Annotated in this window: 10 protein-coding genes; 6 read left to right on the top strand and 4 right to left on the bottom strand. The window is 51.0% G+C overall.

From position 1 onward, the window contains the following. Positions 1–75 precede the first annotated feature (75 nt). Both B7990_RS02130 and B7990_RS02125 read left to right on the top strand, forming a co-directional pair. Complete coding sequence (locus tag B7990_RS02130; protein WP_088639400.1) at positions 76–1,731, top strand: NAD(P)/FAD-dependent oxidoreductase; 1,656 nt, start codon at positions 76–78, stop codon at positions 1,729–1,731. A 136-nt stretch (positions 1,732–1,867) separates the two neighbouring features. Continuing rightward, positions 1,868–2,971, top strand: coding sequence for an RluA family pseudouridine synthase (locus B7990_RS02125; RefSeq protein ID WP_088639399.1), 1,104 nt, complete (start codon positions 1,868–1,870; stop codon positions 2,969–2,971). A 136-nt stretch (positions 2,972–3,107) separates the two neighbouring features. Here B7990_RS02125 and B7990_RS02120 read toward each other — a convergent pair whose 3' ends face one another. After that, positions 3,108–5,531 (bottom strand): ATP-dependent helicase, encoded by a 2,424-nt coding sequence (locus B7990_RS02120; RefSeq protein WP_088639398.1) that lies wholly within the window; start codon positions 5,529–5,531, stop codon positions 3,108–3,110. A gap of 194 nt (positions 5,532–5,725) precedes the next feature. Between B7990_RS02120 and B7990_RS02115 the strand changes: the two genes are divergently transcribed. Beyond that, on the top strand, positions 5,726–6,430 hold the full coding sequence (locus B7990_RS02115) for a hypothetical protein (protein ID WP_088639397.1): 705 nt from the start codon (positions 5,726–5,728) through the stop codon (positions 6,428–6,430). A 122-nt stretch (positions 6,431–6,552) separates the two neighbouring features. Here B7990_RS02115 and B7990_RS02110 read toward each other — a convergent pair whose 3' ends face one another. Further along, complete coding sequence (locus tag B7990_RS02110; protein WP_088639396.1) at positions 6,553–6,897, bottom strand: hypothetical protein; 345 nt, start codon at positions 6,895–6,897, stop codon at positions 6,553–6,555. A 118-nt stretch (positions 6,898–7,015) separates the two neighbouring features. On the opposite strand from B7990_RS02110, the gene ispD reads away from it, so the two are divergent. Then, complete coding sequence (gene ispD / locus B7990_RS02105) at positions 7,016–7,750, top strand: 2-C-methyl-D-erythritol 4-phosphate cytidylyltransferase (protein ID WP_088639395.1); 735 nt, start codon at positions 7,016–7,018, stop codon at positions 7,748–7,750. 48 nt (positions 7,751–7,798) lie between these two features. Then, the gene (pheT, locus tag B7990_RS02100) at positions 7,799–10,234 is read left to right on the top strand and encodes a phenylalanine--tRNA ligase subunit beta (protein WP_088639394.1); all 2,436 of its coding nucleotides are present in this window, start codon (positions 7,799–7,801) and stop codon (positions 10,232–10,234) included. A 164-nt stretch (positions 10,235–10,398) separates the two neighbouring features. On the opposite strand, the gene B7990_RS02095 is transcribed toward pheT, so the two are convergent. Together B7990_RS02095 and B7990_RS02090 are read right to left on the bottom strand one after the other, a co-directional pair. Continuing rightward, a complete protein-coding gene (locus B7990_RS02095; RefSeq protein ID WP_088639393.1) occupies positions 10,399–11,049 on the bottom strand; it encodes a hypothetical protein in 651 nt (216 codons plus the stop codon). Between the two features lie 183 nt (positions 11,050–11,232). After that, the gene (locus B7990_RS02090; RefSeq protein ID WP_088639392.1) at positions 11,233–11,616 is read right to left on the bottom strand and encodes a hypothetical protein; all 384 of its coding nucleotides are present in this window, start codon (positions 11,614–11,616) and stop codon (positions 11,233–11,235) included. Between the two features lie 311 nt (positions 11,617–11,927). On the opposite strand from B7990_RS02090, the gene dnaX reads away from it, so the two are divergent. Then, the gene (gene dnaX / locus B7990_RS02085; RefSeq protein ID WP_088639932.1) at positions 11,928–13,655 is read left to right on the top strand and encodes a DNA polymerase III subunit gamma/tau; all 1,728 of its coding nucleotides are present in this window, start codon (positions 11,928–11,930) and stop codon (positions 13,653–13,655) included. Positions 13,656–13,665: the final 10 nt, after the last annotated feature.

The following is a 13,665-nucleotide window of genomic DNA, read 5'->3' as shown; positions in this document are numbered from 1 at the left end:
TTATAAAAAAATGTAAACCACAATCTCAAGTCCAAAAAACTATTTTTTTGCCATATTTCTAAATTTGTGGCATACATGTTTACATATCGCTACAGAGAACTTGCTGTCGCCCTTGAAAAAAAAGGCGAAGTCCGTCTTGCGCTCGCCAAGACGCTCCGAGTGAACCCCGAAGAAATCTTCAATCTCGAAGTCGAACGTTTTTCGCTGGACTCCCGACGCAAAGGCGACTTGCACTGGTCCTACAATGTCGTTTTCGACCTAAAGCGCAAAGTCCGAGCCTCGGGGAACAACGCCCGTGGGCTGATCGAATCCAAACGCGAAATCCGCAGCCTCGATGCTGAACCGTTAAAAGACACTGTAGCGATGGCTAGCCACGTGGATGTGGTTGGAGCTGGGCCTAGCGGACTCTGGGCGGCGCTACACCTTTTGCGCAAAGGGTTTTCCGTCGATATTTATGAACAAGGTAAACAAGTCGAAGAGCGTTTTCGCGACATCCGCAAATTCTTTGTAGACCGCAAGTTCAACGCCTACAGCAACGTGCTATTTGGTGAAGGTGGAGCTGGCGCATTCAGCGATGGCAAGCTCAACACCCGTAGCCGCAACCTGTTCAGCGAAACCGTACTCAAGGACATGGTGGACTTCGGCGTTGACGAAAGTGTTGTCACGTTTGCAAAGCCGCACATCGGCACAGACAAACTCGTACTCATGTTGCGTCAAGTCCGCGCCGAGATTGTCAGCCTCGGCGGGCATATCCATTTCAACACAAGCCTTGAAGACATTGAAATCAAGCACGGGCGAATCTGCGCGATCAAGCTAAGGGAGATTTCCGCATGCGCGGGAATGACAAGCGCAGGCACAGGAACCGCCGAATCTCATTGGCAACCGTGCGAAGCGCTGGTCCTTGCGGTCGGGCATTCCGCACGTAGCGTTTACGAGATGCTCCACGCTCGCGGCGTGACTCTCGAAAGCAAGGCGTTCGCCATGGGCGTCCGCGTTGAACACCCGCAGTCGCTCATCAACATGCGACAGCTCGGGCTGAACGTCGATACAAGACTCACCGGAGCCGCCGAATATTTCCTCGCCACGCCGACAATCAACAAGACTTCAAGCGCCTACAGCTTTTGCATGTGCCCCGGCGGAGTCCTTGTGCCATGTGCCTCGGAACCGGGAACACTTGCGACAAACGGCATGAGCTATAGCCGCCGCAACGGTGCATTCGCTAACGGGGCCATCGCCGTCCCGATTACAGCAGGCGCCGAAGGCTTCGACATTCCTTCAAGCGGTTCGCTTTTTGGCGGTCTCGACTTGCAACGAAAAATCGAAACCGACGCCTACAACGTTGGCGGAAAAGTTTACGCCGCGCCCGCGCAAACGATCAAGAGCTTCCTCGCCCACAGCGAAGACAAAACGCTCCCCAAATCCACCTACCCTTGCGGGCTTGTGCCAAGCAATCTGTGGGACTGGATGGACAAGACGATTTGCCAAAGTCTCGCCGAAGGCTTCCAAAATTTTGACCGCAAAATTCCGGGATTCATCAACGAAGGCCTGATCGTCGCCCCCGAAACGCGCACCAGTTCACCACTCCGCATCACGCGCAACAACGATACACTCGAAAGCGTAAACACCCAAGGACTCTTCGTCCTCGGCGAAGGAGCCGGCTACGCAGGCGGAATCGTCACCAGTGCCGCGGACGGCGTACGACTTGCACACTATGCCAGGAGATGCAAGTAATGAAAAACGCACTATGTCATTCCCGCCTCCGAGCGGGAATCTCCTATCTTAATAACGGGAGATTCCCGACTAATTCGGGCATGACAATCTTTGCATCAATCCTAGTAACTACCAACTATTAACTAGTAACTATAAAATGATTACACGTACTATCGATCGCAATTTTGCTAACATGCGCCTTGACCGTTTCCTCCGCAAGGCATTCCCCGAAGAATCTCTCTCGGTGTTCTTCGCAGTCATCCGCAAAAAGAAAGTCCGTGTAAACGGCGTTGTCGGCAAGGCAAACCAGATGCTCGTCGAAGGCGACGTGGTCAACATTTACGAAAACTTCAAATCGGTAAGTGAAGACGACAAAAAGGGGGAAAGCCTTCCCCTCGCTTCCGCCGCCGAAGCGGCTCCCGCTACCCCTTCGAGCGGGGACACCCCGCAACGCCCCGATGCAAAAAATGCAACAGGATTTGCCAAGAACAAGTCCACTTGGGGCCGCCACCTCACAGGTGCCGAGAAGCAGGCACACTGGGGCGCTCATGAACTCGACCTCGTCGTGCAAACCGAAGATTACGTGATTGTGAACAAGCCCTCGGGACTTGCAAGCCAGCCGGGCAGCGGTACGCGCCCAGGTGAAAGTCTCGTGGAATACCTCTGGGAATGGGGACGTAGCGAAGGTCTCGATTTCAAGCCGACCATCGCCCACCGCCTCGACCAGGAAACTTCCGGCCTCATCATTGCAGCTCTCCACGGCGACACGCTTCGAGACTTTACCCGCATGATTCGCGAACATGTCGTGGACAAGTTCTACTTTGCGCTCGTCAAAGGCAACCTCAAGAAAGACCGCGGCACCATCAGCGAATCGCTCCTGCGCACAGACAGCGCCAAGGGCAGCAAGATGCTCGTCGGCCAAGATGACGAAAACGCACAGAAGGCCATCACGCATTACCGCGTCAAGCAACATTACGAAGGCTACGATCTCGTGAAAATCAAGCTCGAAACGGGCCGCATGCACCAGATCCGCGCGCATTTCGCTAGCATCGGGCATCCGCTTCTTGGCGATACGCGTTACGGCGATTTCGCGCTCAATCGCGAAGTCAAAAAGCTGTTCGGCCTGAACCGTTTATTCTTGCACAGCTGCCGCCTGGAATTCGATTGGCAAGGCGAACACAAAGTTTTCGATTGCCCGCTCCCCAAGGAACTCCGCGATGTCATCAAGCAGCTCAAGCCGATGCGCTACGAACGCCGCTAAAATGTCATGCCCGCCAGAGCCTGTGCTGAGCGCAGTCGAAGTAAGCGGGCATCTCCATCTGTTTTTGAAAAGGAGTTCCCCTCCCCATACGCGGATCATGACTACTAAGCAGCATAGCTGCAAGTAGTCAAAGAGATCAAGTCGGGGATGACAAAACTAGCGGGAAATCGAATTGAATCGAGCGCGGGGTCGCAAACTTGTCAAAAGTAATTTCGTAGCAGAAATTCTTTTTGTCAACAGCGCTGACAGTCCCGATTCCAAAAATCTTGTGTACCACACGATTGCCTACCGCAAATTCTGCCGTAGGCGCTTTCTTTACCACGCCAAGACTCTCGTCCTCATCAAAATCGCCCATCAAATCGCGATTGCGGTCCGCTTCTGCAATAAAGTCCCGTGCCGCCAAAAGCAAATCATCCGAGAATCCACGCGCCACATCTAGCTCGCCCATGTCCATTTCTAGCAAGAATCTCGACGGATAGCGCGACCCGCTCTCGCCCGCCACGCCATCTTCAGCATCGCTCAGGCATAGCACATTTTCGGCGCGCGTGAACGCCACATACGCAAGCCTGCGTTCTTCTTCAAGCTGAATTTTGTTCTGCACACGCTTCACCGGGAAAAAGCCCTCGTTCAAGCCGCACACAAAAACGTACGGGAATTCCAATCCCTTCGCATTGTGGATCGTCATGAGCTGCACACGGTCCTTTTCCTGCGAATCTTCATCCGCATTCGTGAACAGCACGATGTTCTGCAAATACTCATCCAGCGAAGCATCTTCTTCGTAGTAATTCTCGAATTCGAGAATCCCCTGCTTGAGTTCCGCAAGATTGTCCAAGCGGTCTTCATCGCCATCCAAGCGAAGCATTTCCTCGTACTTCGTCTCACGAAGCATCTTCGAAAGCAATTCCGAGACGCGCATATCCTTATAACGCGAACGGTACTTTTCAATCAGCTTCACGTATTCAACGACATTGCTTCTCGACAAGAATTCCTTGCAGTCAAAATCGACTTTCCGATGATCATTGCCAACCGACGAAAGTTCCGCCTGCGTCGTGACATCAGGCGCCACATCGTTCAAGCGCCCCGCCTCGTACACAATTTCAAGCAGAGCCTCGTAAAGTCCAACTTTGCGCGTATCTGCAAACGCCTGCAAAATTGCAAGTTTCTTCGGCCCGAACTGGCGCTTTGGCGTATTCACCGTCCGGATAAACGACAAGTCGTCGGCATACACGAGCATCCGCAAATAGCAAATGATATCCTTGATTTCCTTGCGCTGGTAAAAGCCTACACCGCTATAGACCTTGTACGGGATAGACTCCGACATCAGCGCTTCTTCGACAGAACGCGACTGCGAATGCATACGGTACAAGACCGCAATATCCTTGTAATGTACGCCACCAGCACCATTTTTCACAGAATTCTGTACCGCATTCTGGATGCGTTCTACAATCCATTTCGCTTCTTCGCGAGTGTTCTTTGCATGGTAAAAAACAGGAGTCTTGCCGCCTGCACGGACAGGCCTCAAGACTTTCTCGATTCGGTACTTGTTATTCTTGATAACCGCATCCGGCACCTTCAAAATGCTCGGAGTCGAGCGGTAGTTGTTCTGCAACAGAATCGTCTTCGTGCCTTTATGGAACTGGTCAAATTCCAAAATGCGATTGATATCGGCACCGCGCCAGCCATAAATCGTCTGATCCGGATCGCCCACTACAAATAAATTTTTGTGGTAACTCGAAAGCAAATCCGCCAAGCGGTACTGTTGCCCGTCAATATCCTGGTATTCATCGACCATCACGTACATCATGCGCTTGCGCCACTTGTCGAGCTTTTCCGGGAAATTTTCCAGAATATATAGCGTCACCAGAATCAAGTCGTCAAAATCAAGCGCGTAATTTTTCTTCTGCTCGTACAAATAGCGGTAATAAACAGCCATCCACTTGTCCGGAGCCTCGTCCGCAAGTTCCACCAGATGCTCGCGCTTCTCGTTTTCAACCGCCGGCGCATTCCCGGCAGCCGATGCATTCTCCTCATCCGCCAAGTGTTCCGCAAACAGAGACACATAATTAATATCATTCGCCTTGCGGCCACCCACAAAATCAAGGACACTACTAATTTTCAAATCCTTGAGCGAGAACCCCAAATCCGCATACGCCTTGCGCAAAAGCGACTTCTGGTCATCCTCGTCCAGAATCATGAATTCCTTCGGATAATTCAGCACATGGATTTCTTCACGCAAAAAACGCACACAAAAGCCGTGGAACGTCGAAATGTAGCCGCTGTCGTCGCCGCCCAGAATCGAGCGGATGCGCTTTTTCATTTCGGCAGCCGCCTTGTTCGTGAATGTCACGCAGAGAATGTTCGCAGGCGAAATACCCATTTCCTTCACGAGATACAGATAGCGGTGCGTCAGCGTCCTAGTCTTGCCCGACCCAGCACCCGCCACCACGCGCACGTAGCCCTCGGTCGTCTCGACCGCCTCAAGCTGTTCCTTGTCCAGGCGGGAACGCTCCCATTCGAGGGAGTTTTCAACATTTTCGCTTTTTTGAGGGCATTTTTCCATACGCGAGTCGCCTTGTAGTGAACATCTGTTTTACTGCACAAAAAGTAATCTATTTATAAAGATTCGTCAAGTTCACGCACTAGGATTCCATCTTGGAATATAATTGTAACAAAAATTTAAGTTTTCCTACGTCATTTGAATATATTTAGAATCGGAGCAATGATAAAACCACATTTTCAGAAAAGGAGTTTCATATGCTTCTAAAACTTTTCAAAACTGTGGCTATCGTAATGATCCTATCAGGAACAACTTTATTTGCTCAAGACAACAGCACCCTCCAACCCCAAAAATGGAGAACCAACAAAAGCATCCAAAGTTTGAACTTCTATCTCCCTATAGAGTCAGAAACTTGGGATGTGGGATCGCAAAAATATGAATGGAGTTCATTAAGCTTCCAATTCCGCTGGATCCGATACAAAGTCGATGAAAGCATGATTTCTACGGTATTCGGGCTAGGTGCGGGCTACTTAACAGGAGAACTTAAAGAAAAATTTCTGAAGACCAACGTCGATATGGGCGGTCTCGATTTTAATATCAAGTTTGGTTTGGGCGCAGCGCCGATATCAAACAAACTAATTATCGCTTTGCATGCGATACTCGTTGCCGATGTAAAACTTGTCGAAGGAGAAACGACTAACGAGAACAGGACAATTAACAAAAAGGGAAAATACCACCCTAGCGCCATTTATGTCAATGCCATGATCGGCGGAGATTTCATTGTCGGCTATCAGTTTTTCGAGACCATAGGCGTAATTGCAGGAGTCGATATCACAACCAATGCATTTGGGATAGGAGCCTATTCCAGAGAACCAAAGAAAGCCTCCAAGGCTACACAACTGCATTACGTATTTTCAGGACTTAATATAATCCCTCATCTCGGAGTGTTCTTCGCCTTCTAATTTTATACGATTCTCTATTCATACTATTCTCTCAAAAACCCGCCCCTGCACCAAAAGTGCAGGGGTTTTGCGATTTACCATCTGCTTATTCGAGAGTTATTGAGCGTTTCTAAAAATAGAGGCTAAGCGCCACGGGTTAAGTAGAATATGGCAAGCACAGTCGCCAAAGCCATGTAAGTAAGCACAAAAAATACCGCCTTTTTACGACTGCCTTCCAAACGAATTTCAGGCAATGTCTGCACAAAACAAATCTGCCACAAATCAAACAGGATCCATGCAAGATTAACCACAGCCAGGCTTAAACCGACATGGTGCGGCGCAATAATAGCGACCAGAGTCAAGTATATTTTAATGCTTCCTGAAACACTGTTCGCAAGCAAAAAATTATGAACCCCCAAAAATCCCCCCAGACAGGCAACCACGGCCATCCGGGTTCGATTTCGCGGCTTTAATTCACAAAAATCCATTTGTTTCTCCCATTAACACCGGACCAAAAGTAAAAACATTCTCTGCATTCTAGAAACTTTTTACTTCTTACTTTTTAAACACGGTGACTAGCATCACAAATCTTTCTATTTTTCGGTCATGGCCAATACACTACTTTTCGGAAAATTTGCAGCAGTTCTCCCCGCTGGCGGTCTCGGCAAGCGCATGGGCGGGACAATTCCCAAGCAATTGATGCTTCTCGGCACCAAGCCCGTTTACCAATATTGCCTGGAAACATTTCTCAAGATGGACGAAATCGCCGAAGTCGTCATCGCCGTTCCTGCCGACTGGAAGGACTATTTCGAGAAAGACATTTTTGACCGAATTAGCCCCACATTTGGTTCCGGGTATTCCAACGGCTTAAACAAACTAAAGATCATCGTTGGCGGAAAAGAGCGCTGGCAGTCCGTAGAAAACGGCGTCAACGCCCTCACGAGCAATGCGGAATACGTACTGGTCCACGATGTCGCACGCCCGTTCATCAGCGAAAAGATCATTCGCGATGTCTGCGAAACGCTTATCAACCAGGGAAGCTGTCTCGTGGCAAAGCCTGCCATCGACACCATCAAAATTGCAAAGGATGGCCGTGTTGAAAATACGATTGACCGTAACAAGGTCTGGCTAGCACAGACGCCACAAGCGGCCCGCATTGATTTGCTCAAGAGCCTGTACGCCCGCATCGCAAAAGAACCGCTGGACTTTACGCCGACCGACGAAGCTAGCATCCTCGAATTCTTTGGCGAACCCGTCTATATCGTGAAAGGCGAATCCGCAAACGACAAGCTTACCACTCCCGAAGACTTCGAAATCTTCGTGAACCGAGCAAGCAAATAAGGTCCTTTTTTCTATATTTTCCGCCGGAAAAATTTAAAGGGTATTAAAATGAAAGTTTCTTTGAATTGGCTTAGACGTCACGTTGACCTTCCAGAATCTGCGGAAGATGTCGCAAAGGCGCTCACCTCCATCGGTCTCGAAGTTGAAGGCATGGAAGAACCGGGCAAGGTCTATGACAAGTTGCTCGTTGCAAAGGTTCTCACTTGCGATCCACACCCGGATAGCGATCACCTGCACATCACTACCGTGAACGACGGCACGAACACCATCCAGGTTGTTTGCGGAGCCCCGAACGTCGCTGCAGGCCAGACGGTTGTGCTCGCCCCGATTGGCGCAGAACTCCCGCTCCCTGACGGCACCAAGCTCAAGATGAAGAAATCCAAGATTCGCGGTGTCGAAAGCTTCGGCATGATTTGCGCCGAAGATGAAATCGGCCTTTCTGACGACCACGGTGGAATCATGGTTCTCGACGATTCCATCCCGGCTGGTACGCCGTTCGTAAGCCTCGGCATGTACGACGTCTGCTTCGAACTGAACGTCACGCCGAACCGCCCGGATGCCCTCAGCCACCGCGGTGTCGCTCGCGAACTCGCCGCCAAGTTTAACCGTCCGCTCAAGCCGCTCGCTTACAACTTCAAGGAAGATTCCGAAGACGCAAGCGCCGCCATCAGCCTCGAAGTCGTTCCGGGCTGCGGTTGCTCCCGCTATGTGGGTCGCGTCATCAAGAACGTGAAGGTTGAAAAGTCCCCGGCATGGCTCGCCAAGCTTTTGCACGCTGTCGGCATGAACAGCATCAACAACGTCGTCGATATCACGAACTTCATCTTGATGGACGTTGGTCAGCCGCTCCACAGCTTTGATATGGACCAGCTCCACGGGAACAAGATCAAGGTCCGCCGCGCCGTCAAGGGCGAAAAGATTGAAACGATCGACCACACCGAACATGAACTCGTCGAAAACGACCTCGTGATTTGCGACGGTGACCGTCCGGCTTGCGTCGCTGGCGTGATGGGCGGTGTCGAATCCGAAATCGTCGATGCCACAAAGAACGTGTTCCTCGAAAGCGCCTGGTTCAACCCCACCGTTATCCGCAAGCAGGCCAAGCGCCTCTGCATCTCGACGGATTCCAGCTACCGCTTCGAACGTGAAATCGACTTTGCGACACAGGACGAATACAGCAAGTACGCTTGCGCCATGATTCAGGAAGTCGCTGGCGGCCGCATCCTCAAGGGCAGTGTCAAATACACCGGCGAAGACCACAAGAAAGAAAATAACGTTGTCACGCTCCGCATTGCCCGCGCCGAAAAAGTCATCGGCATGGAAGTTTCCGCCGAACAAATTGAAAAGTTCCTCACGGGTATCGCACTCGAAGTCGTGAAGAAGGACGCTGAATCCCTCACGTTCAAGATCCCGAGCTTCCGCCCGGACCTCGAACGCGAAGTTGACCTCATCGAAGAAATCGCTCGCCTCATCGGCTTTGACAACATTCCGTACAGCTTGCCGAAATTCACGATGCAGCCGAACGAACTCCCGCCGATCGAAGTCTTGAACCGCAAGATCCGCAAGACGCTTTCTGCCATGGGTCTCCACGAATGCTTGAGCCTCCGCTTCACGAGCAAGGCCCGCACCGAAGCCCTCTTTGGCCCCGAAAGTGACGACCGTCGCAGCAAGCCGGCTCTCCTCTTGAACCCGCTTTCCGAAGAACTCGGTGCAGTGCCGACAAGCCTCCTCCCGAACTTGCTCAAGGCTGTTGCCGAAAACGAAAAGAACCGTCCGGGTTCTGTCCGTCTGTTCGAAGTGGCGAAGGGCCAGTTCAAGCGCGCCCGCAAGGACGAACGCGATCCGGGCTTTGACGAATCCAACCTCGTCGCCCTCACCATCGCCGGTAACTTTGACACCGATCCGCTCAACGACAAGCCGAAGCAGATTGATTTTGCCGCCTTCAAGGGCTTTGTCCAGAGCTTCTTCAAGCGTCTCGGCCTCGTCGTAGAATTCCGCGCCGCTGCAAAGCCGGAACTCTTCCTCCACCCGGGCAAGCAAGCCGAAATCGTCTGCAACGGCACAGTTCTTGGAACGATGGGCGAACTCCACCCGAACTGCCTCAAGGCTAACGAAATCAGCTACGAGACCTACGTGATGGAAGCTGACATGGACAAGATGGAACACGAAAGCCACAAGAAGATTGTGTTCCAGGCATTCAGCCGTCAGGTGCCTTCGACCCGCGACATTTCTATCGAAGTTGCCAAGTCGATGACTCACGAAGACGTGCTCGCCCGCATCAAGGCACTCAACCCGAAGAACCTCGCGAAGATTACTCTCAAGAGCATCTACGAAGGCGAAAAGATTGAAGCCGGCAAGAAGAACATGGTTTACAGCCTCACCTACCAGGCTATGGACCGCACGCTCACGGACGACGAAGTCAACAAGGCTCACAACAAGCTCCGCGACAAGCTCGTTCAAAACGGCGACATCGTGCTGCGCTAATAGCAACTGCGCCGCAATTAACAATTACAAGAAACGCTCCCATCGGGAGCGTTTTTCATTTGCCATCCTCGACCCTGGATGCGTAATTACAAGAAGCGTTGGCCAAACATTGACCAACGCTTCTTTAAAATCATCCTAAAGGCAAATGCCTACAGGAAATAGAATTACTGCTTAATCGGAGTGTTATCCAACATGGAAGAAACAGATTCTTCAACAACATTCAGCCAGTCGCTCTGGGAAACAGCAAACGTATAGCTGGACTGAGCTTCGAAATCGCCGTAGCCAAGGCGCTTTCCAGTCTTAGGATCAAAGTATGCGTAGTTGCCCTTGCCGGTAAAATAGTTCTGGCTGGAGCAAGTTGTAGACATACCGATGCCGCCAAAGCCTGCACCTGTCGAGCAAGTGGTTTCAGACTGAGTTCTACCAATCCAGATGTCATTGATGACAAGGTAAACATCAGCTTCTTTTTCCATTTCAGTGATTCGAGGAACCTTAATGTTCACGCCACGCACAGCAGCAGCTTCGAACTTAATCTGGTCCTGAGAAATCTTTTGAACAGAGTAAAGAACGCCATTCGTCTGAGAACCAAGATTTGCTTCAAGCTGAGTCTTATACCAATCAGAGAAGTTGTTCACATATTCCGGAAGGTCGTCCATCAAGTCATCCGGATTTGCAATAAACGGTTCCGTGAACACAACTTTCACCTTAGCCGGCTTCTGAGTCCAGCCCTGATCCATCACAGAACGCGGGGCAGCGCAGCCAACCAAAAGTGCACAAGCAGAAGCAAATGCTAAAGCAAGTTTCAATTTTCTCATACAAACTCCTTTTGTTTTATGTAATATTGTTTGAGATATTGTAAATCTAGTAAAATAATTTAACATTATCCTAACCCCGAGGTCCAGTCAAACCACATTACAAATAAGTAAAAAAAAACTTATTTCACGCAAAAAACAAAACTTTTGCCTTTTTCCCCTCATCGAAAGAAATTAAAGTCGCGATTAATTCATTCCCAGCTGCGTACGGACATTTTTAATAAATTCATATTCTTCAGGCGACATGTTGCTCTTGTTTTCGTCCTCGCGAGAAGCATTGGCGATGCGCATCATGCAGTTCGTCACCTGAATTTTAAAATCGTTTGTCGCCGACTGGAGCGCCTTGACGCAAGATTTTGTGCGGTCGCCCGCCGACTTGAAACTTGCATAAAGGTTGTTGAATTCGTCCCAACTAACGTTCGGGGTCACTTCGTCATGAATCTTGTCGAGTTCAGCACTTTCCGCTTTCGTCGCCGAAGTTGCCCCCGGCAAAAGCTGTTCATTTTCGTGGTTATGCGAAAGGCAGGCAGTCTGCCAGCACAAAATCAAAAGCGCCATATCAAAATTCATAAGTACCTCTGTTTGCAATTTTTCTATAAAGATACGAAAAACAATTAGCTATGGGCAATGAGGGCGCTCGTAAACTCGCTCTGAGCACACTCCGCTTTCAGCAATACCCCATACCTTCACTAGATCCTTCCTACCGTCTACTGTCTACTGCCTACTATAATCCCCCATACCTCAAAAACGCAACTTTTCCCATTCTCTCGTCTTTGCACATGTGCTAAATGCTAGGCTCAATTATGTCAAAAAACAAGTTTTTTGCCGCAATATTCGCCTTACGCATTTATCGTCTCTCGTCTAAATACTATACTTTAGTCATGGCATACATCGCAATGGCGCGTAAGTGGCGCCCGCAATCATTCAGCGATATGGTCGGTCAGGAACATATCGCAAAGACTCTTGAGAACGCCATTCAGGGCGGTCGTCTCCATCATGCATTCCTTTTTACCGGCACCCGTGGTGTGGGCAAGACTACTAGCGCCCGCATTCTCGCCCGCACACTCAACTGCAAGGGTTCCGACCCGCTGCATCCGTGTGGCGAGTGCGACAGCTGCAAGGATATCGCCGGCGGAAATCCGATGGACGTCTATGAAATAGATGCGGCCTCCAACACCAGCGTCGATAACATCCGCGATGTGATTGAACGTGTGCAGTACCCGCCCGTCATCGGCAAGTACAAGATTTTCATCATCGACGAAGTCCACATGCTCTCGACAGGCGCCTTCAACGCGCTCCTCAAGACGCTCGAAGAACCGCCATCCCACGTGATTTTCATCTTTGCAACGACCGAAGTCAACAAGGTCCCGCAGACGATCTTGAGCCGTGTGCAGCGCTTTGACTTCAAGCGCCTGACCGTGGACCAGATCCGCAGCCGCCTCCGCTACATTTGCGAACAGGAAGGCATCAAGGCTACCGACGAAGCCCTCGACATCTTTGCCGAAAAGGCCGACGGTTCCATGCGTGACGGCCTCACCTACTTTGACCAGGCCTACGCCTTTACCGGGAACGAGATGACCGCGGAATCCGTCCGCTCCGTCCTCGGCATCCCGCCTGTAGAACTGTTCTTCTCGCTCATCCAGTCCATCGAGAATCACGATATCAAGGGCTGTTTCCGCATGGTGGATGACGCCGTGAAAATCGGTATCGAGTTCATCCCGCTGCTCGACGGCTTTGGCAAGTTCCTCCGCAACTTGCTCTACGCCCGCCTCGACGCCTTCACGCCGGATGCACTCAACATCACCGAAGAACTCTATACCAAGTACAAGAGCTGCGCACAAAGTCTCACGAACGGCGACATCCTCCGCATAAGCAAGATGCTTATCGACTTGCAGGGTACGCTCCGCTACAGCACGAACCCGCGCCTCCTCGTCGAAACGACATTCGCCCGAATGGCTTGGCTCGACCGACTGGTCGATTTGCGAAAAGCTCTTGCAGCGATTAACGATCCTAAAAGCGCCGAAAACGACGCGGTAAAAAAAAAAGTAACTGAAATCAGCGCCATGATAGACGCCCAGGAAGAAGTCCAGGCGTCTTACGATGACCCGTTTGCAGGCTACGATCAAGGTGGCGTACAGGGATTTTCGCGTTACGAGATAGCAGCCGCATGGCCATCCATTCTCTCCAACATCGCTAACGACGGCGACTACGTGTTCTCCGCCGCCATTGCCGGTACCACTCTTGAAACCGGCGACCCAGAACAGACCCCGTTCCCGATTGCGCTCACCTACGCGGGCACAACCGAAAATGCCGAAAACTGGGGCTACCGCCAGATGATGGAGCATTCCGAGTACGTCGATCGCGTCACGAGAATTTTGGAAGACCGCCTGCAGACAAAAATTGCGCTTTCCATCCGCACACGCGCCTTCACCGAAAGTGAACTAGCCGAGCAGCGCGCCGCCAAAATGAGTCCGTACGAACTCGATCTGGAAAAAGAACCGGGACTTGCAAAGCTCCAGCAGATGTTTGCGACGGAACTCGTCTTCACCAAGAAGCTCAAGAAAGCGGCCATCGTTTCACAATGCGAAGACGAGGAGATGGATTCCTAGAGTCCGGTTA

The sequence above is a fragment of the Fibrobacter sp. UWB4 genome (assembly GCF_002210345.1).
GTDB lineage: Bacteria > Fibrobacterota > Fibrobacteria > Fibrobacterales > Fibrobacteraceae > Fibrobacter.
This window is presented reverse-complemented; position numbering and strand designations above follow the sequence as displayed.

Excerpts from the sequence above, each read along its gene's own strand:
- B7990_RS02130 (WP_088639400.1), top strand. The coding sequence starts at position 76 with ATGTTTACATATCGCTACAGAGAACTTGCTGTCGCCCTTGAAAAAAAA.
- B7990_RS02125 (WP_088639399.1), top strand. The coding sequence starts at position 1,868 with ATGATTACACGTACTATCGATCGCAATTTTGCTAACATGCGCCTTGAC.
- B7990_RS02120 (WP_088639398.1), bottom strand. The coding sequence starts at position 5,531 with ATGGAAAAATGCCCTCAAAAAAGCGAAAATGTTGAAAACTCCCTCGAA.
- B7990_RS02115 (WP_088639397.1), top strand. The coding sequence starts at position 5,726 with ATGCTTCTAAAACTTTTCAAAACTGTGGCTATCGTAATGATCCTATCA.
- B7990_RS02110 (WP_088639396.1), bottom strand. The coding sequence starts at position 6,897 with ATGGATTTTTGTGAATTAAAGCCGCGAAATCGAACCCGGATGGCCGTG.
- ispD (WP_088639395.1), top strand. The coding sequence starts at position 7,016 with ATGGCCAATACACTACTTTTCGGAAAATTTGCAGCAGTTCTCCCCGCT.
- pheT (WP_088639394.1), top strand. The coding sequence starts at position 7,799 with ATGAAAGTTTCTTTGAATTGGCTTAGACGTCACGTTGACCTTCCAGAA.
- B7990_RS02095 (WP_088639393.1), bottom strand. The coding sequence starts at position 11,049 with ATGAGAAAATTGAAACTTGCTTTAGCATTTGCTTCTGCTTGTGCACTT.
- B7990_RS02090 (WP_088639392.1), bottom strand. The coding sequence starts at position 11,616 with ATGAATTTTGATATGGCGCTTTTGATTTTGTGCTGGCAGACTGCCTGC.
- dnaX (WP_088639932.1), top strand. The coding sequence starts at position 11,928 with ATGGCATACATCGCAATGGCGCGTAAGTGGCGCCCGCAATCATTCAGC.